We start from the raw sequence: 19,658 nt of genomic DNA, 5'->3' as shown, positions 1-19,658 counted from the left end.
AATATGAAAATTATAATCATAATCACGGCTCTCCTGTTCACCTCCATATTTTCATTTGCACAAAATGAGATTACAGATACTAACTCAGGTGCCGACCCTCTTTACATTTTGAGAACCACAAACCCTGCAGAGTCTTTTAAAATTAGTGTGGATGATCGAATCGGAAAAATCGAATACAATCAGGACGAAACAACTGATTTTCATAATTTCATTTTTAACATTAACAGTAGTACTTCGCACTATTATCATTGGCGATCAAATAACTCAGATTTAATGAAGCTGCGAAACAATGGGACACTCTATCTGAACTCATCTGCCCCTAATCATGCGGGACTGAATATTTCATTCGATCAATCGACAACAAATAACGGTGCAGACGTAAACCTAGCAATAAGAACCAATAGTGGCTCTCCTATTGTGGATTGGTATATTCAAAATTGGGGTGGCTCTTACATATTTTCTAGGGGATCAAGTAATGGTAAGCGAGACCTTTTTCGCATTGAGAGCAATGGAGATATTGTTGTACCAAATGGTGATGCAATAATCGACGGGAAGCTAAAGAGTGAAGAGATAATGGTAGAAGTTATGGATGTTCCTGACTACGTTTTCGCTGATGACTACGAACTCTCCACGCTTGAAGAAACGGCAAACTACATCGAAGAAAACCACCACCTACCAGAAATTCCTTCCGCTACAGAAATGGAGGCCAACGGCATGAATGTCGGCGAAATGAACCTGCTTTTGCTAAAGAAAATTGAAGAGATAACTCTGCATTTAATCAAGATGATGGAGGAAAATAAGGAAATGAAAAAAGAAATAGAGGAACTTAAATTAACCAAACTATGAAAACTATAATCGCATTCTTAATTCTATTGTTAACCTCTTCGCTTTCTTATGGGCAGGCTACATGGGACTACGGCACAAGTGAAATATCGACCGCAAACAAGGTGATCATAGATAACCAGTTAAGAGTTAATGATGGGAATGATAAATTAACCTTCAAGGTTAACAATTTGGAAGACTACTCTAAGATAACATGGGGAGATAACTTGGAGGATAAATTGTATTTTCATTTTGACCATTGGAACGGGGAGTCTAATGATAAAAATGTTATGACTTTACTTTCTAACGGCCGTGTTGGAATTGGGACAGATAATCCAACTTATTCAAACTTGCATATTTACCGAAATACTACAACTGGGGGGTGGGGATCAATTGATCCAACTAAGGCAGTACTTAAAGTTGAAGATGCCAGTGCAAATCTTTTTATAGACGGAAACTCTCTTTTTACAGATGGCAATATGAATCTTGGCACCGTAGGTGAGAAGAGGCTGACCTTCGGTACAAATAATAGTGAACATGTGAGAATAGATGCTGATGGACATGTTGGAGTGGGAACCACCGAACCTGCTCATGATTTGCACGTGGTGGGATCTACATTGTTCAAAGGAGAAACCAAAATCACTGGCCCTTTACTATTTGCTAAAGGAATGGAATCCGTCTTGGCAAATAGCACGAATCCAGCGATATATGAAACGCATGATATGGACGGCGATTATCCATTCAACACCTCTGGCCATTTGGTTATACAACCAGAAACCACTTATTCTAAAGACATTGTAATGATGACAGGCAATGGAACCCCAGATGTCAGGATGGTAGTATTGGGTAATGGAAGAGTAGGTATCGGTACTCGGACACCGACCGCTAAATTTTCCGTAGCGGGCAAAATGGATGCTCGAGAGATCAAAGTAGAGGTAGAAGCAGGAGCCACTCCAGACTACGTCTTTGCCGATGACTACGAACTCTCCACGCTCGAAGAAACTGCCTCCTTCATTAATGAAAACCATCACTTGCCAGAAGTCCCTTCTGCAAAAGAAATGGAAGCCAACGGCATGAATGTAGGCGAGATGAACCTGCTTTTGCTAAGGAAGGTTGAGGAGTTGACGCTGCATTTAATAGATCTTGCGGAAAAAGATAAAGAGAAAACGATTTTGATAAAAAAAATGCAAGATGAATTAGATGCATTAAAACCAAAGAACAATTAATTATGCGAATAATATTTATCCTAGCCTTATTCAACTGTTTTATTCCCTTTACACATGCCCAAGTTGCATATTCATATGAAGGCGATTTTAACGAGGAGGGAACAAGTTTTGGTCTGAGAGTAACCAGCAGCTCTTCAGCGGCAGGGCATACTCACTTGGGAGACTATCTGATTAATTTTAGTTCTAGAAATGGAGGGGAATTATATCATCTGAGGGTCAATTCGGAGTATAACAATATTTACAATTTTCACCTTGAAAGAATATCTGGCCAAACCAATTCAAATGATGTCAATGTAGTAGAGAATACTTCTACAGCATTAAACCTTGAAATCCGATATCATGGACCCGAAAATGATTGGCATCGAGTGACAGTGCATGAACTATCTCCTTCTCGAGGTAGCAATCCAACTTTTCAGAAGATAGATCCGTCTGAGTTCCAGTCTGGAGGCCAAAAATTAGATTTGATTTCTAAAAACGGGCAAGCCTTCTTCACTAGTCGAGTGGGTATTGGGACTAGCTCGCCAGCCACAAAATTGGATATTAGACATGGACAAGCCGGAGGAATTGCCATAAGAAGAAAGGGAATGCAAGACGAATTGGGAAGAGGACTGTATTTGACAGGTGGAGGATATATAAAAGATAATGATTGGGGTGGTATAACAGCAGGCGTATATCATGATTTAGGTACTTATACAGCTCGTTCTAATGCCGCTTCTGGTGTAGAGTTTAAGAATGGGAATATTTATCTGAAGGCAGCCAATGGTCTGACGGATGGGTCTAGATTTTCTTTCCCTTCTCGATTAGCCGTTCTAGCCAATGGCAATGTTGGCATAGGTACTACCACGCCAACTGCCCTTCTTTCGGTAGCAGGTACCATGGATGCCCGAGAAATCAAAGTTGAAGTAGAAGCAGGAGTCACTCCGGACTACGTATTCGCAGATGACTACAGTCTTTCCTCACTTGAAGAAACGGCAAGCTACATCGAAGAAAATCACCATCTACCTGAGATTCCTTCGGCAAAAGAAATGGAAGCCAATGGCATGAATGTAGGTGAGATTAACCTGCTTTTGCTAAAGAAAATCGAAGAACTGACTTTGCACTTGATTGAGATGAAGGGAAAAAATACTGAATTAGAACACCGAATCAATAGAATTGAAAAGAACAATAAGTAAAAACCAGTTGATAATATTTACCAAAATGCACAACTTATTTATGCGCAAGTTTGCTCTCAGTTTAGTTTCAGGGGTCTTAATTTTCTCTGGCACTTTAAGAGCACAAGGTATTGCAGAGGCTTGACCCGGCCTTCTCAACCGACGCGGCTAACCTTGGACAAAACGTGTTGGTTTTAACCTTTTATCTAAGAAGAGCGCGCGAAAATAGGTTGTCTACAATAGTATATAAGATAAAGAATGAGATCAGACATGACACAATTTGATTAAAGCAAGTACTGTCGTTCTCAGATAAGTTGGGATGCTGACGTCCTTACTGATGATGAAATTTTCGAACTAAAATCAAAACGAGGTATCTGAAAACAATCTAACAATATTTAACTATACTTGTGAAAGCAATTTAAGAATTACTGAATCAAGTCTGAGGGTATGTGATATCCTTAAGTTGATCAAACCGAACAGTAATTTGAACGAAGAATAAATGAACCAACCTATCTCATTTCCAAACGGAGTGTGCTCACTCTATATCAAGCCTCGTATTTTTTTAGCACCGCTTGGGGCTTCCTAATCTATTATCAAATCCAAAATGAAAATAAAATTTTTAGTACTTACTATTGTTTTAGCCGCTACGCTCCAAGCAAGTTGGTCTCAGTCTGGAAACCATATTAATATACCCGTTGGTTATGCATTGAATTTTAATCACAATAGCAGCGAAGGTAGTGACGGCTCTGTAATTTATCGTGGCACAGGGTCTGCTGGTGTAATGCAATTTCATTTTGCCGGAGAAAGCGTAAACTTTAAATCTCTTACATCTGGAGGCTACTGGAAACTTCAAAATCTTGATGGCTTAAACAAAGTTCTATTACATACGGATGGTAACTCCTATTTGAAAGGTGGCAAATTTGGAATTGGAACCTCCACATTCGATTCGCAGGGGGGAAATGAAATACTAAGAGTTAAAGGTGCAATTGTTTTTGATAAAACAACTGCTACCTCTGAGCTGTATTTACCCAGCATTGAACATAACTCACATAATGGCAGTACCAACGACCTTTATATTGGTACCAAGAGCAATAATGGAGATTTAAGATTTTTCACAGGAAATACAGGCTCTGCAAAAACTTTTGGAAGCAATGCGAATGAACTTAGGATGATAATATCTGACAATGGCGAAATTGGCATTGGCACTTCTTCTCCAAGCTATGATTTTCATTTAGTAGGAGATAGTTATTTGCAAGGGGACACAAAAATTAACGGGGCTTTGCTATTTAATAAGGGCGTTACAGCCCCAATTACAGGTAGTACGCATCCAGCAATTTATGAATCTACAAATTCAGGATTACCTTATCCTTTTAATGAGGCAGGTAACCTAATTATTCAACCCGAATCCACTTATAATAAGGATATCGTGTTTATGGCAGGGAACCCAACGCCCGAGATTAGTACAGTTATTAAACACAACGGTAGAATGGGTATAGGTACAACTAATCCTACTGAATCCAATTTGCATATTTATAGAAATACAACAACGTTAGGGTGGGGAGATATAGATCAAACACAAGCCGTACTAAAAGTAGAAGACAAAAATGCTAGTCTTTATGTTGATGGGAATTCAATATACACAAATAGCAAAATGAATCTTGGTACAATTGGAGGAAATAGATTTACTATTGGCACCAACAATCAAGAAAGAATACGTGTAACCTCAGCTGGAAAAGTTGGAATCGGGTTAGGAGATCAAAATCCAACACATAGGTTGGAGGTAAATGGCGCCATTCGTGCCACGGAAATAAAAGTGCAATCTTTTCCATGGCCTGACTATGTATTTGAGGAGAACTATAAGTTAAAATCACTAGAAGAAACGGCTGCCTACATCAAAGATAATCAGCATCTACCCGAAATTCCCTCAGCTGCTGAGGTAGAAGCGAATGGCATAGCCTTAGGCGAAATGAATGCTTTGTTGCTAAAGAAAATCGAAGAATTGACTTTGCATTTGATTGAGATGAAAGAGGCTCTTGACAATGCAGAAACTGTCAATGTCAAGCAAGAAGAAAAAATTCAAATGCTATTAAAAAGCTATAAATAGTTATGAGAAATAAACTTTACTTAATATGTAGTTTTTTAGCTACAACACTATCAATAGGTGAACTAGAAGCGCAAACAAAAAAAACTTTGGCTCATGAACATCTTTGGAGTTCCACAAGCAACAAAAACCTTGAACTGAAAGAGGTATTAACTCGATTTAATTTGCCAGATGAAGTGCTGAATCAAATTGACGAGTTGGAGCATTCGATAAATGCTGATTCGGAAACAGAAAATATTATTTTACTTAAAAAATCAATTGAAGTTAGAAGAACTAAAACGTATGAAAAACTTTTTTTGAGATTTTATTGCAGAACTATTTCTGATGAAGAAAATCAAAGTATTGACATGATGAAATCTTTTCTCATTGGAAAATTCCCTTTTAATGAGAGGTCGCATGAGATCGAGTCATTAAAAAACAACTACCAAAGTTCTGAAAACCAAAGGCTACAGTCTGATAAGACAGAACTTAAACCAAACTCTTACGAATTTGTTTCTACTGCCCTTGAGCAAAACTACCCAAACCCATTTGACGTGGAATCCAAGATTAGATATAGTCTTCCTGCTAGTTTCAACACAGCAAAGATTGTTATTTCGGATATAAACGGACAGGAGGTTTTTACTATTGATTCATTGATTCCAGGTAGCAATGAAGTCAAAATAAGTAAAAGAAATATACCTAGAGGCATCTATTTCTATTACTTGGTAGTTGATGATGAGTTTGATACTTCACCAAGAAAAATGCTAGTTGAATAAAAGTATTAGAGCTAATATTTAAAATTCGAAAACTCCTTTTTGATATGAAAAAAATAGTGATCTACGCAATTTTTATCCTAATTATTCCACGCCCTAGTTATGGAGATAATTTTGAATTGCCGTTAGAATTCGAAATTACAGAAGATGCCATTAATCTCTTTTTGCTAAAGCAATACAAGGATTTAGGCAATTCAAGATTCACTACCTACAACTACGAAGGTGTGACGTATCAAGCTGAATTATTGCCGATTATCATAGACTTGAAAAATGATGCAGCTGCAACCCATCTAAGGTTTCAACTAGGCGTGACTTGGGGGGAGAATAGTACCAGTGTATCTTTTTCACATTACATATCATTTGCTGTCAGTAACGGAGAAGCCAATGCCGAAATAATAATTGAAGGTGTTAGATCTGGGATTCAAAGCAATGAAAATCTGCCAGATGCAGTTAAGAATTTTCTTCTAAGTGCGTACGATAATTTAGAACTCAAGGCTTATCCACAATCTTTAATGGATAATATAAATGACGATATTTTGCTTGAAGAGCACCCAATAGAGCTTTTATCTCCAGTTCAAGTTAGCTGGGAGGTATCAGAAAGTAAACTTGATCTTACCTTAACATTACGATTTAGTGCAGAAGCCCCAAAAATGGAATTGATGCTTACAGATGATGATGAGATAAGGTGTAGAACAAACTTCAAAGCAGAATTCTTGTATGCAATATTTAATTATGGCGATTTGAGCCCATTAATTGAAGTCCCCTGGGCAAATTATGGCTATGAATATACATATGATGGTCAGTTATATAACAAAACTAGAGATAGAGAGAGGTGTATCATTTTGGTTGAAAATAGTAAAAATGCGTACAAAGCATATTTTGATATTGAATCCTTAACCCCAAATGTATGGATTCAGCCACATAGATTTAATTAAAACTTAATCTTCTACTATTATGAAAAATAACTTTCTAACTCTGTGCATTACCTTAATTTGTTTCTCTCAGAATCTATTGGGGGCGGATGGTGTCACCATAAAATTGTCTGAAGATAAGTTGAATGAGTTTATCGAATTGGCTAGCCTTTCCCAATTGCTTAGCTATACGCTATTGGATAAAGGAACTACTGAAGTAATAGCTGATTGTGACAATTTGGAAATAGAAATCAAAAAACAAGTTTTTTTTCATGCCTCAATAGCAAATACAGTGAGTCTGGATTTAAAAAACAATAACAGATTCAGTTTAAGCTCAACAGATAAATATACTGACAGCAATGGAGTTGCGCATGATGTGTTTCTGAGAGGAGGAGGTACTATAAAGGCCCCATCTATTCCCTTGGTTAGAGAGCACACAGTAGAACTAAGAATTACAACATATGGGACTATCAATGGATCGTTTAAGTATGAAAATAATAAACTGATTCTCGACCTTGATGATATAGATCTCAAAGTATTCGGTGAAGCTGACGACGGCACAGCTTGTGGTTCAGAATGGATTTTACCAATAGGGTTTTTAGAATCGCCGTATGAGTGGGAAACAGACATCAATATTGGAACCTCTATTCTTCCAAACGCACTAACCAGTTATTTTAAACAGGGAACTCCAACTATCACAACCACGACAAATGAACTTTCTCTTACGTTTGAAACTATCCCTTTCAAGGAAACTGAATTAAATGAAAGCTACTCGGCCGAGGCTGCCTATGAGATAGAGTTAGGTGAGATCACGGTGCCTTCTTCAGCACAAAATTCAAATATTATTGCCGGAAGTACTATAAAATTGAAGGACGGGTTTCAGGTAAAATCTGGTGCGGTATTTAAAGCATCAATCGTGCCTTATGATTTTTAATCGATCTAAAATATGCCGATGTTCCTATTTGGTCTCAACAAATTCACGACAAAATTTTCTTGAACAATAAATTCCTGAACTGGATTAAGAGCACATCACACCTGCCCGTCGGAAAACAGGGGTGAGCTCAAACTGGGCTCAATTTGAAAGAGTCTCTACCGAACCAAACAAAGAAGTCTCATGTTTCGTATCTTTGTAATCTCATATAAGAAGAAAAGAAGATGTCTGAAGCAGTAGCAAATACCCCGGTAAATATATATTTCGAGTCGAATCCGAATCCAAACACATTGAAGTTCGTGGTCAATTTCATGTTGGTACCAGAAGGTACGAACTTCGACTACCCTTCTCCAGAAAGAGCAACAAACTCAGAATTGGCGCAAGAACTATTCACTTTCCCGTTTGTGAAAGGTGTATTTGTGATGAGCAATTTCATCACCGTATCGAAAGACGAAGCTACGGAATGGGAAGAAGTTCGTGATGGCATCAAAGAACACATCAAGGGCTACTTGGAGTCTGGCAAATTGGCTGTGAACCTTTCTCAGCCTTATGCTGAACCGAAGCAAGAAAATGCAGCGCCTAAGGCCCCAGTTTCAGACCTAGACGAAAACATCAAAGGCATCTTGGACGAATACATCCGTCCGGCCGTGGAGCAAGACGGTGGAGCGATCGACTTTCACTCCTTCGAAGATGGGAAAGTGAAAGTGGTGCTTCAAGGCGCTTGTAGCGGTTGTCCTTCTTCTACGCTTACCCTAAAAGCAGGTATTGAAAATCTTCTGAAAAGAATGGTGCCCGAGGTGCAAGAGGTCGAGGCGATTAATGGGTAGTTTTTAGCACGTCATTACTCGATGGGTTTGACGAAGGAAAAAACATTCGGGTAATCTGTCTGCGGTATGAGCTGCTATTTCGGACCATTCTGCTAGCCGATGTGAATTACCCGAACTGACGTCGGGTAATGATGTTTTGCTTAAGGATTTTTACTTATAAAAACTCATTTCATCCCCAACACCTCCTTCGAAATATGCATTATCACCAGCATATTTGGAACATCTACCACTTCTGCGATTTTCAGATCTCCTGCGAGGGAACAAAGGATGTAGGCGTCTTCTTCGGTCAGGCCGTGCTCACTGACTAAATATTCAATCATGAACTGAACGGCTTTTTTGGTAGCCGCGTCGATGGTAGTTCCAAACGCAGTGACGGCGTAATAGTCGTCAGTTTCGTACTGCGGCTCAGTCAAATATGGCTTTTGGCCCTTGAGCAGTTTTAGTTCAAACACAAATCGCATCGGTGACTCCACAGCAGTGCCGGATACTTCACCTAAACCTTGTACGGCATGTGCGTCACCAATGGAGAATAGTGCACCCTCTACGAAAACAGGAAAATAAACGGTAGTCCCTTCTACCATATTAGGGTCGTCCATGTTGCCACCGTTGGCGCGTGGAGGAATAGTAGACAGTAAAGAATCGGTGTCAGGTGCCACGCCCATTACTCCGGCAAAGGGTCTCGCTGGGATTTTGATCTTGTCAGAAAAGTGGATGATTTTGTCGGTGCTATCAATCTCAAATGTTTTCAATTTGGGTTCAGTAAAAGCATCTGCCAAAAAACCAAACCCAGGAAAAATGGCCGACCAGCCCCAGTTACCTACGTCAATTTTGTGCATGGTGACGGCTAATACATCACCAGGTTGGGCTTCTTCTACATAGATAGGTCCGGTCAAAGGATGAATAGGATCGAAAGACACATTTGCCATATCCTCAATTGTAGAGTTTACATTGAGTTGTGCATCCGTGGCTTCTTCGGTAAATGCTTCTACGATGGCTCCACTAGGTACAGACAAAACAGGAGCAATGGTTCGGCTCCATTTATTGTGTTTGTGAGTGGAAGGTAGAGTATACTGGGGAACTACTTCAGGCTTGGTATTATTGTGGTTTGGCTGACAACTAATGAGAATGGATAAAGCTAAGATTGAGGTTAATGTTTTCATAATCTAAATATAGTGAATTATGAAAACCCGATTGGACAAAAAAATAGCTCAGAGTTAAAACCCTGAGCTATTTTTCAATTCTATCTTTATTAATTAAAACTCAAACTTGATACCCTGAGCCAAAGGCAAGTCAGTACCGAAGTTGATTGTGTTTGTTTGACGTCTCATATAGACTTTCCAGGCATCTGATCCAGACTCGCGTCCTCCTCCAGTTTCTTTTTCACCGCCGAAAGCGCCGCCAATCTCAGCACCAGAAGTTCCGATGTTGACGTTGGCGATTCCACAATCGGATCCACCGTGTGACAAGAACATTTCCGACTCTCTCATGTTTTGTGTCATGATCGCAGAAGACAAGCCCTGAGGCACATCGTTCTGAATAGCAATAGCATCTTCGATGTTACTGTATTTGATCAAATACAAAATCGGTGCGAAAGTCTCATGCTGAACAATTTCAAAATGATTTTCTACTTCAAAAATCGCCGGCTTTACATAACAGCCAGACTCATAACCTTCACCTGAAAGCACTTCACCATCTACTACAGTTTTGGCACCTTCAGCTTTTCCTTTCTTGATTGCTTCGCTATACATATCTACTGCCAAAGTATCAATTAATGGCCCTACGTGATTGGATTCATCCAGAGGATTACCAATTTTCAACTGACCATAAGCGCTTTGTAATTTCTTCTTTACATCCTCATAGATATCTTCATGAATGATAAGTCTTCTAGTAGACGTACAACGCTGGCCACAAGTGCCTACAGCGCCGAATACGGCACCAATCAAAGACATATCTAAGTCTGCATGCTTTGAAATGATAATGGCGTTGTTTCCTCCTAATTCTAATAACGCTCTACCCAATCTTGCGCCGACAGCTTCTCCTACAGCCTTACCCATTCTGGTAGATCCTGTGGCTGATACCAGAGGTACACGCTTATCATTAGACATCAATTGTCCAATTTTAGCATCACCGATAATCAAGTTGTTTACACCTTCTGCTACGCCATTGGCTCTGAATACCTTGTCGGTAATGTGCTGACATGCTATCGCTGTAATTGGTGTTTTTTCACTTGGTTTCCAAAGACAAACGTCTCCACAAACCCAAGCCAAAGCACTGTTCCATGCCCAAACGGCTACCGGAAAGTTGAATGCAGAAATGATACCCACAATCCCTAATGGATGATACTGCTCATACATTCTGTGGCTAGGTCTTTCAGAGTGCATGGTCAATCCATACATCTGACGAGACAATCCTACGGCAAAGTCACAGATGTCGATCATCTCTTGTACTTCACCGAGGCCTTCCTGGTAAGACTTACCCATTTCATAAGAAACCAATTTACCGAGGTCTTCTTTATGCTCGCGCAAAGCCTCGCCTACCTGACGTACGATTTCACCTCTTTTTGGGCCTGGTACCAATCTCCATGATTTGAAAGCTTCAGAAGCTGTCTTAATAATTTCTTCATAAGTTTCTTCTGTTCCAGAAGTCACTTTACCAATCAATTTTCCGTCTGCCGGAGAATGAGATTCGATTACAGCACCGTTGGATTGGATCCAATTAGAACCAGTGCTTGATCCCATGTTTAGTTCCTCAATACCGAGGTTTTTTAGTGCTTGCTCTATGCCGAATTTGTCTGCCATTTCTGTGTTAATTAGAGTTTGCGCAAAAATAGATGATCCTGCTGATTAATAGGATTGATACATAAAAAATCCCCGAACGAGCGGGGATTATGTTAATATCGTATCAGAGGAGCGGTTGTTTACCAACCAATACCGTAATAAGCTTTCTCTCCATCTTCATACATGCCTTCGATTAAGAGTCCTGACCCACCGTTGGTTCTGGAAAGTGCACGAGACAGATCTTCTACGGATAGGATAGGTCTTTTGTCTATGGCTGTCACAATAAAACCTTCTTTTATGCCTGCCTCTCTAAACTTGCCCTCTTCTACTTTGAGCAGTTTGGCTCCTCCCTCTACTTTCAGCTCTTCTTTTTCTTCCTTGGAAAGGTCCGCAAACGTACCGCCCTGTATCGTCATGTTATTGGACGAGGCAATGGTCGTTGTTGTGCCCAATGTGTTCTTCAATGTTGCCGTTACAGTTTTTTCTTTGCCATTTCTGATTAAAGTCACCTTTACTTTGTCACCAGGACGGTTGAGTGCTACTTTTTCTTGAAGCTCTGAAGTTTTAGTTACCTTTTCTCCTTGCACAGCGATGATCACATCACCATTTTCAATGCCAGCTTCGTCTGCACCACTGTTAGGGTTTACATTGATTACATATACGCCCTCTAGCACATTCAGGTCTTCGTCTTCGGCCAGCTGAGCGTTTACATCTCTGATATTAATGCCGAGCAAAGCTCTCTGCACCACACCAAATTCTTTTAAGTCAGCTAAAACCTTGTCTACCAAATTCGCAGGGACCGCAAAAGAGTAGCCCGCATAAGTTCCAGTAGGTGTCGCGATGGCTGTGTTAATCCCAACTAACTCTCCTCTCAAATTTACCAAGGCACCCCCTGAGTTACCAGGATTCACCGCAGCATCGGTTTGTAGAAATGATTCAATTTGCAGATTGTTCCTGTTTCTGAGGATGTTAATATTTCTTCCTTTGGCACTGATGATTCCTGCCGTAACTGTTGATCTAAACTCAAAAGGATTACCTACTGCCAATACCCACTCGCCAATCTGGACTTGATCAGAATTGCCGACTTTTACAAATGGAAGACCGGCTGCTTCTATTTTTAATAGCGCAAGATCTGTCGTTGGATCTGTCCCCACGATTTCTGCTTTGTAGGTTCTGTTGTCGTTGAGCAACACTTCGATTTCCGTAGCATTTTCAATTACATGGTTATTCGTAGCGATATACCCGTCTTCGCTGATGATTACTCCGCTACCGGATCCCATGGATTGGCGCTGCTGCGGTTGTCCGCCCTGCGGGTCTCCAAAAAATTGTCTGAAGTATTCATCAAATTGATTTGAGCCTTGTCCAGCTCGGCTTGATCCTTCGAACGTACTTCTAATATGCACCACGCCCGGGGTCACAACTTTTGCTGCATAAATGAAGTTGAGTCCCTCGGGAACAATCATCGCCGAAGAATCCAAGTCGTAGTTGGAAAATCTTACTGGCTGACTTTCTGCCTGGATTATTTTGACGGGCTCGTCTTTAACTAACTGATATCCGCCGAGTGCGATTCCACCGCCTAGCATAGAAGCGAATACCATTCTGATAAAAAACTGTCTATTATTCATTTTTCTTATTTTTCTTCCGACCAATTAACGTTATATAAAATTAATGGATAAAAATGTTAACAACATTTAACAAAAAACCCCGACGAACAGGCTGGAGGCCAGTTGCCGGGGTTAAAACCAACCTCAACTTACTAACTTGTTACTTGATAGCAATCGTCTTCTTTTGAATCTTCTTCTCATCCTTAGGAATGGTGATATTCAAAAGACCATCTTCATATTTTGCTTCGACTTTGTTTGCATCAATATTGTCTGGCAAGTGAAAAGATCTGCTGAATGAACCATATCTGGTTTCTACTGAATGGAAGTTTTTATCTTCTTTCTTCTCTTCAAACTTTCTTTCTCCGCTTACGATCAACTGACCTTCGTTTACGTCGATACTTACTTCATTCTTCTTGATACCTGGAATGGCAAAACTCAATTCGAATGCTTTTTCTGTTTCGGAAATATCTACCTGTGGGGTAAATGATTTTCCAACAGTTACATCGTTATTGAAAAAACGATCGTTGAACAAGTCATCAAACAGATTGTTTGTAGTGAATGTTCTTAGGGTTCTTGGGTTATACTTAATCAATGACATTTTATTTTAGTTTTTTGTTGAACAATAAATTCACAAAGCCTTATTGCTATTTGTGTGCCATTAGCTTTTTCTTTCGATTTTAATGTCAATATGTCTGAATATTTCCGTTTAGTTGAAAATATTCAGACATATTGTCTGTTTTTGTCAAAAAGAGCTGGCATCACTCTTGAAACGGGAGGGTTCTTTGCAACTAGAAAATAATTGTTAAAACTTTTTTGAATACTTGTATTGTAGAATTAAAAAGAAGCCACTAATATTGCAGTCCCAAAATCAGGGAGTTATCCAAAAGTGGGTGACTAACACATAAAATTCCTCTTTAGCTCAGTTGGTTAGAGCATCTGACTGTTAATCAGAGGGTCGTTGGTTCGAGTCCAACAAGAGGAGCAAGTAAAAGGCAGTTTTTGAAAAAAAGCTGCCTTTTTTGTTTTATGGCTAGTATGGTTGACTATCTTAACTTATGCCGAAATCAATTGATGTAAAAGTTTCAAATTATTTGCCTTTCAATTTTATAATAGTGGGCTATGGGTTTATTGTAGGTGGCTTAATCGCCGTATCGAACAAACCTGAAGCATCTCCCTTTTTTCTTATTATCGGCCTTTTGATGGTGACAACTCATTACCGGATAAAAATCGATTTGGGGCAAAAAGAGTTTCGTGAATATGTTTGGTTCTTTGGTTTTAAGTATGGCAACTCTTTTAAGTTTAGCTCTCCAGAATACATTTACTTTAATGAAGCCAGAATTGGTTTTGAATATGGAGAATTTGCATTTAGAAGATTCGGGTCTGAAAAGCAATTCAAGGCTTTTATAAAATTCAATGCACAAGATGAGCGCGCTTATATCGGATCTAGTAGAAGATTTGAATCAATTTTGAGCAAATCAAAAAGTATAGCAAGCCAGCTTAATATTCCAATTAAAGAAATGTCCTAAAGCCTATTCAAGCCGAAATTTCAGCTTTTGGCAGGATGTTTAAAACATCTGGCAAGATCTGTAAATCACCTCCTACTACTTTAGCCAGTACATAATAATTAATTTTTCTCAAAATGCTGCTGGCTCCAGATGTTCTCCATCTGGAGCTTTTTTATTATTTGGCTGTATCCGCATTCTCCTCTTTCTTTGCGTCAATCAAAAAATGAACATGGCGAAAAAAGGAATTCTTCTTGTCAACCTGGGTACACCCGACAGCCCTTCTGTAAAAGATGTTAGAAAATATTTGAGAGAATTCTTGATGGATGGGCGAGTCATCGACATACCATTTGTCTCGCGATGGCTTTTGGTGAATTTGATTATCACTACTTTTCGAGGGCCTAAGTCTGCCAAAGAATATCAAAAACTTTGGGAAGATCGGGGATCTCCTTTGAAGTTTTATAGTGAAGACCTAACTGCCGAAGTTCAAAAAAAACTAGGCAACGACTATGAAGTGGAGCTTGGTATGAGATACCAAAGTCCATCCATTGAGACTGGCCTGAGAAACTTACAAACCAAAGGAGTAACCGAGATTAAGGTCATTCCTTTATTCCCACAATATGCTTCTGCTACCAGCGGATCTGTGATTGAAAAAGTGATGAATATTGTTAAGGGAGATCAGGTGATTCCAAAGATTGATTTTGAAGGGCCCTTTTACAATCACCCAAAACTCCTTCAGACATTTGTAAAGAATGCAAAGATTTGGATGAAATACCATGATTATGACCATTTTCTATTTAGCTACCATGGTCTGCCGGAAAGACAAATATATAAAGCCAAGATCGATGCTTGCGAACTAGGCGACTGCTGCAATACCTGTGATGCGAAAAATCACTACTGCTATCGTGCACAGTGCTTTGAGACCACTCGTCTGCTCATGAAAGAACTGAGCCTTCCTGAAGAAAAAGTGTCCACCACGTTTCAATCTCGTTTGGGCAAGGATCCTTGGATTCAGCCCTACACAGAGGATACCTTAAAAGAGTTGGCCGAACAGGGAATCAAAAAGGTGTTGGCTTTTTCTCCTGCTTTTGTGGCCGACTGCTTGGAAACGACTCTTGAAGTCGGTGAAACCTATAAGGAGGAGTTTATTGAGCTCGGAGGAGAACGCTGGGATCTGGTAGAAAGCTTGAACGTTCATCCTACCTGGGTTGATTGTGTATGTGATTTAGCCAAAAACTAGTTCATCAATTCAGCCAGAGCATCAACAGCATAATCTACCTCCTCTGGTTTGGTGTATTTGGAGAAAGAAAACCGGATGGCTCCTCGATCTGGGTCTATGCCGAGCGCTGTCAATACATGCGAACCGATATTCGATCCACTAGCACACGCGCTGCCTCCACTTGCAGAAACTCCTTTTATATCCAGATTGAACAGCAGCATATCGTTTTCATCCGTGGCGGGCAGACCAACATTGATGACAGAATATAGACTTTCGTCCATGTTGCCAGATAGACCATTGAAGGTAGCACCTGATATTTTACCCTTAATACCAGTTATCATCCTTTCTTTCAAAGAAGAGATATGTTTGCGATTCTTATCCATGTCACGATAGGATATCTCTAAGGCCTTGGCTAGTCCGACAATCCCTGCCACGTTTTCGGTACCTCCACGCATGTTTCGTTCTTGTGCTCCGCCATGGATGAAGGGCTCTATCTTGGTCTCGTGATTGATGTAGAGAAAACCACAGCCTTTTGGACCATAGATTTTATGGGCTGCCCCCACGATGAAGTCTGCTTTGATATCGTTGAGGTCATGTACATATTTGCCCATGGCCTGCACGGTGTCAGAATGAAAGTAACCATTGTTGGCTTTTACTAATTCGCTGATGGCTTTGATGTCGTTCAAATTCCCAATTTCATTATTGGCGTGCATAAGACTGACGAATGATTGGGTATTTTGAAGCAAGGATTCCAGGTGATTCATATCAATTCGACCATCGGCGTCCACATCGACAAATTTTAGATCCACGCTTTTTTCTTTGGCCAAATATTCCAACGTATGTAAAACTGCGTGATGCTCCAGCTTGGAGGTAATCGCCGTTGTTACACCGAGACTTTCTATCGAACTACAAATGGCTGTATTGTCTGCCTCGGTACCACCCGAGGTAAAAAATATTTCCGCTGGCGAAGTGTTGAGCAAGTCGGCTATCTGCTTTCGACATTTCTCAATCGTTGAGCGGGCTTGTCTTCCATGAGAATGAATTGAAGAGGGGTTGCCAAAGTTCTCCATGAAATAGGGTTTCATGGCTTCAAAAACTTCTGGGTCCACTGGGGTGGTAGCTGAATTGTCTAGATATACCTTCATCAATTTTTTGACTTTGGGCAAAAGTGATCATTTTATCAGACAATAAGAATCATTGTTATTTTTCTATTAAGATCAAATCTTGGTTTACAAGTTTCAGCAATTGGGTTTAACTTTAGGAAATAATTGAAAAGGGTAAAGATGAAATACAGCTGCATTTGTATTGATGATGATAAGATGTTCAATGAAATTCTTGAACAATACATCAAGCGTGTGGACTTTCTTGAATTCGCAGGAGCATTCAGCAATCCTATTGAAGGAGTGATGGCTATTGACAAACTGAAACCCGATATTCTCTTTTTAGATGTAGACATGCCTGAGATTAGCGGTTTCACTACTATTGATGCACTAGAGCACAAACCAATCATCATCATGGTTTCTTCGCACTACGAACATGAAAGGGAATTGATCCAAGCCGGCGCTTCCAAATTTGTGACTAAGCCTATAGTCAGTCCAGACCACTTAGCAAATATTGTTAAAAGTGTTCTTGAGGAGAAAGAAGCCTAACACTGTGGTTTTTAAACTAGAAGCTTTGATCTCTTGCAGCGACGTTTAGTCGAATGGCAAGAGAACTAAAGTTGGTTATAGAGGATATGAGCGGGTCAACACTATCTCTGTTTCTATAAATGTGTTTGAGGTCAATAAATAAATTATGCTTTAGCATGTAGCTTGCAGTTAGGTCAATATATAGTTGATCATTCGAAATGCCCTGACCAATATCATTTCCATATTCTTGGATTCTTGTGTTGTAGTCTTTCAATACATCTCCTCCGTAGTTTTCATTTATTGGATCCGTACCATATTGACTCCAAATGAATTTACCACTGAGGAATAATTGTGGGATGGGTTGATATCGGCCAATGAAAATAGCTTCTTGAAATTTGCTCCCAAAGGATGAGCTAGTGGTTGGCGATAATGAGCGTAGTTGGTAAAAATGGATTCATGAGAGTAGGTAAAGGGTCTGGACACATTGTATTCCGCCTGAAGGTCAAGGTTGTTGATACCAAAGGCATTGTAGTATTTTCCTCCGAGCTGTACGGAAAATTTGTTTCCCCACCAGCCGTTGCCAGCCTTAAGTTCGCTCACCACCATTTCGTCTAGGAGCCCTTGTCCATAAAACTGAATCCCTTTAGTAATATTCCATTTCCAGTCTATACCAAATAAGGCATTGTCTGGGCTGCCAGTATATTGCTCAATGGATCGGTAAAAAATAATTGGGTTCAGATAATTCCATTCAAAAGCAGAACCCGTACTATCTCCACGATTGAATATGATGGCTTCGAATATGCCCACGTTGAAGTTGTCAGTAATGTTGATACTTAAATGGTGAGAAGTCAAAAATTTCTTTGGAAATTCTTTGGTGCCGTTGGATCCAAAAGTGCTGTAAGGAGCATCAGCAATCATTTCGGTATACAAATTGGTATATTGAATGCGCCAGACTTTCGTCTGAATTTTTAAAAATGTGCTAGGTGCACTGAAGTCCGAGAGTAGTATCGAGCGATAACCATTACCCACAAAATTTTTGTCATAGCCAAACTGCAAACCTATGTGTTTACTCGCATTGAAGGTGAAATAACCTCTGGCGGTGAAAAAATCCACTCCATGTTCGTTGTATTGCTTCCAAAAGGCTTCATTGGGAACTACACCTCGATCTGCTGTGTAGTCCTGAACGTATTTAGGGAAAATAGCCTGAGACTCTTCGATGGAAGAGTAGAAGCCGATTTTATCATCTATGGACCCTCGGATCTGTGCACCTCTGGTATTGATAAAAGGAGTTGAAGCACTGTTGCTATCTCGGCCACCACTGAGATATAATATAGGGTTAACTCTAAGTTTAAAGTCTTTTGTGTTGACATGTAGAAAGTCAGCCTTTGATCTATAGATTTTCTTTAAGAATGGTTTTTTGCTTTGTACAGAATCTTTACTCCAATATTCCCAATGGTCTGTTTTGATGTACTGCGCATTGAACTGATCCTGATTCGAAGTCAAAAAATGAGCTGAGTCCATGGTTGCAACCACATCCACAGCGCGATAAGGTTTATAGCTGGTATGTACACTTTCGCTAAAATCTTTGTTCAAAACATCAGCTCGGTCTACTAAATGATAGTAGTCGGCATTTAGTGGTGCATATATACTCTGAGCAGAGAGATATGAGGCTGAAATCATCAGCGTGAAAAGCAATATATATTTATTCATCGGTACGCTTACTTGCAATCCAAAAATGTAGTATTTACTATAAGAAGTGGCGCAACTGCTAAAATATTGTTTATCTACACTAAAATCAGCTTAAAGCATTTTTATTTAATAGTTTTGCAATTCATTGAGGTTTAAGTACTTTTGCAATCCTTTTCGTTAATAGGCGAAAATTTTAACAGAAAAGCACTATGGCAAAAACCATGGCGCACAAAAGATAAAAACATGAAAAAAGATATTCATCCAGAGTATAAAGAAGTAATCTTCTGGGACACGTCAAGTGATTTTAAATTCATGACTAAGTCTACGATGACTTCTGATGAGACAATCAAGTGGGAAGATGGAAATGAGTACCCTGTTGTCAAGATTGAAGTAAGTTCTGCTTCGCACCCATTCTACACAGGTAAGAAACTATTTGTGGATACTGCTGGTAGAGTTGAGAAATTCAACAAAAGATACAAGAAAAAATAATCTTCCCTTTCGGGTAAAAAGATTGAAGT

At 39.6% G+C, this 19,658-nt stretch carries 18 protein-coding genes and 1 tRNA gene; 13 read left to right on the top strand and 6 right to left on the bottom strand.

Features of this window, described 5'->3' with window-relative positions; translation table 11 throughout:
• Nucleotides 1-3 precede the first annotated feature (3 nt).
• From ACO6S2_RS01710 to ACO6S2_RS01675, 8 genes are all read left to right on the top strand, one after another.
• Complete coding sequence (locus tag ACO6S2_RS01710) at nucleotides 4-846, top strand: hypothetical protein (RefSeq protein ID WP_422360788.1); 843 nt, start codon at nucleotides 4-6, stop codon at nucleotides 844-846.
• Nucleotides 843-2,048 carry a hypothetical protein gene (locus ACO6S2_RS01705; RefSeq protein WP_422360787.1) on the top strand — a complete coding sequence of 402 codons (1,206 nt, stop codon included), beginning with the start codon at nucleotides 843-845 and terminating at the stop codon, nucleotides 2,046-2,048. The genes ACO6S2_RS01710 and ACO6S2_RS01705 overlap by 4 nt, the downstream gene beginning before the upstream one ends.
• Before the next feature lie 2 nt (nucleotides 2,049-2,050).
• Nucleotides 2,051-3,220: a hypothetical protein gene (locus ACO6S2_RS01700; RefSeq protein WP_422360786.1), complete on the top strand. Its 1,170-nt coding sequence runs from the start codon at nucleotides 2,051-2,053 to the stop codon at nucleotides 3,218-3,220.
• 583 nt (nucleotides 3,221-3,803) lie between these two features.
• On the top strand, nucleotides 3,804-5,303 hold the full coding sequence (locus ACO6S2_RS01695) for a hypothetical protein (protein ID WP_422360785.1): 1,500 nt from the start codon (nucleotides 3,804-3,806) through the stop codon (nucleotides 5,301-5,303).
• Between the two features lie 2 nt (nucleotides 5,304-5,305).
• Complete coding sequence (locus tag ACO6S2_RS01690; protein ID WP_422360784.1) at nucleotides 5,306-6,055, top strand: T9SS type A sorting domain-containing protein; 750 nt, start codon at nucleotides 5,306-5,308, stop codon at nucleotides 6,053-6,055.
• A gap of 44 nt (nucleotides 6,056-6,099) precedes the next feature.
• Nucleotides 6,100-6,987 (top strand): hypothetical protein, encoded by an 888-nt coding sequence (locus tag ACO6S2_RS01685; protein WP_422360783.1) that lies wholly within the window; start codon nucleotides 6,100-6,102, stop codon nucleotides 6,985-6,987.
• Between the two features lie 19 nt (nucleotides 6,988-7,006).
• On the top strand, nucleotides 7,007-7,897 hold the full coding sequence (locus ACO6S2_RS01680; protein WP_422360782.1) for a 3-coathanger stack domain-containing protein: 891 nt from the start codon (nucleotides 7,007-7,009) through the stop codon (nucleotides 7,895-7,897).
• A gap of 221 nt (nucleotides 7,898-8,118) precedes the next feature.
• The gene (locus tag ACO6S2_RS01675; RefSeq protein WP_422360781.1) at nucleotides 8,119-8,721 is read left to right on the top strand and encodes a NifU family protein; all 603 of its coding nucleotides are present in this window, start codon (nucleotides 8,119-8,121) and stop codon (nucleotides 8,719-8,721) included.
• Nucleotides 8,722-8,885: 164 nt separating this feature from the next.
• Here the strand turns inward: ACO6S2_RS01675 and ACO6S2_RS01670 are convergent, their stop codons facing one another.
• The 4 genes from ACO6S2_RS01670 to ACO6S2_RS01655 all read right to left on the bottom strand — a co-directional run bounded on the left by ACO6S2_RS01670 (nucleotide 8,886) and on the right by ACO6S2_RS01655 (nucleotide 13,700).
• On the bottom strand, nucleotides 8,886-9,881 hold the full coding sequence (locus ACO6S2_RS01670; protein WP_422360780.1) for an acetamidase/formamidase family protein: 996 nt from the start codon (nucleotides 9,879-9,881) through the stop codon (nucleotides 8,886-8,888).
• A gap of 93 nt (nucleotides 9,882-9,974) precedes the next feature.
• The gene (locus ACO6S2_RS01665) at nucleotides 9,975-11,519 is read right to left on the bottom strand and encodes an aldehyde dehydrogenase family protein (RefSeq protein WP_422360779.1); all 1,545 of its coding nucleotides are present in this window, start codon (nucleotides 11,517-11,519) and stop codon (nucleotides 9,975-9,977) included.
• 119 nt (nucleotides 11,520-11,638) lie between these two features.
• Entirely contained in the window at nucleotides 11,639-13,123 is a 1,485-nt protein-coding gene (locus ACO6S2_RS01660) for a Do family serine endopeptidase (protein WP_422360778.1), read from the bottom strand.
• A gap of 139 nt (nucleotides 13,124-13,262) precedes the next feature.
• A complete protein-coding gene (locus ACO6S2_RS01655; RefSeq protein WP_422360777.1) occupies nucleotides 13,263-13,700 on the bottom strand; it encodes an Hsp20/alpha crystallin family protein in 438 nt (145 codons plus the stop codon).
• A 310-nt stretch (nucleotides 13,701-14,010) separates the two neighbouring features.
• Here ACO6S2_RS01655 and ACO6S2_RS01650 point away from each other — a divergent pair.
• The 3 genes from ACO6S2_RS01650 to hemH all read left to right on the top strand — a co-directional run bounded on the left by ACO6S2_RS01650 (nucleotide 14,011) and on the right by hemH (nucleotide 15,844).
• Nucleotides 14,011-14,084 (top strand) — tRNA-Asn (locus ACO6S2_RS01650).
• Nucleotides 14,085-14,157: 73 nt separating this feature from the next.
• On the top strand, nucleotides 14,158-14,628 hold the full coding sequence (locus ACO6S2_RS01645) for a hypothetical protein (protein WP_422360776.1): 471 nt from the start codon (nucleotides 14,158-14,160) through the stop codon (nucleotides 14,626-14,628).
• Between the two features lie 202 nt (nucleotides 14,629-14,830).
• Entirely contained in the window at nucleotides 14,831-15,844 is a 1,014-nt protein-coding gene (gene hemH, locus ACO6S2_RS01640; protein ID WP_422360775.1) for a ferrochelatase, read from the top strand.
• Here hemH and ACO6S2_RS01635 read toward each other — a convergent pair.
• Nucleotides 15,841-16,968: a cysteine desulfurase family protein gene (locus tag ACO6S2_RS01635; RefSeq protein WP_422360774.1), complete on the bottom strand. Its 1,128-nt coding sequence runs from the start codon at nucleotides 16,966-16,968 to the stop codon at nucleotides 15,841-15,843. The genes hemH and ACO6S2_RS01635 overlap by 4 nt on opposite strands.
• 138 nt (nucleotides 16,969-17,106) lie before the next feature.
• On the opposite strand from ACO6S2_RS01635, the gene ACO6S2_RS01630 reads away from it, so the two are divergent.
• Nucleotides 17,107-17,472, top strand: a complete 366-nt coding sequence (locus tag ACO6S2_RS01630; protein WP_422360773.1) for a response regulator — start codon at nucleotides 17,107-17,109, stop codon at nucleotides 17,470-17,472.
• Nucleotides 17,473-17,748: 276 nt separating this feature from the next.
• Here the strand turns inward: ACO6S2_RS01630 and ACO6S2_RS01625 are convergent, their stop codons facing one another.
• A complete protein-coding gene (locus ACO6S2_RS01625; RefSeq protein WP_422360772.1) occupies nucleotides 17,749-19,161 on the bottom strand; it encodes a hypothetical protein in 1,413 nt (470 codons plus the stop codon).
• A gap of 222 nt (nucleotides 19,162-19,383) precedes the next feature.
• On the opposite strand from ACO6S2_RS01625, the gene ACO6S2_RS01620 reads away from it, so the two are divergent.
• Complete coding sequence (locus ACO6S2_RS01620) at nucleotides 19,384-19,629, top strand: type B 50S ribosomal protein L31 (RefSeq protein ID WP_422360771.1); 246 nt, start codon at nucleotides 19,384-19,386, stop codon at nucleotides 19,627-19,629.
• Nucleotides 19,630-19,658: the final 29 nt, after the last annotated feature.

The sequence above is a fragment of the Reichenbachiella sp. genome, from assembly GCF_965233835.1.
GTDB lineage: Bacteria > Bacteroidota > Bacteroidia > Cytophagales > Cyclobacteriaceae > Reichenbachiella.
The sequence above is the reverse complement of the archived record's forward strand: the minus strand, read 5'-3'. Positions and strand labels throughout refer to the sequence as shown.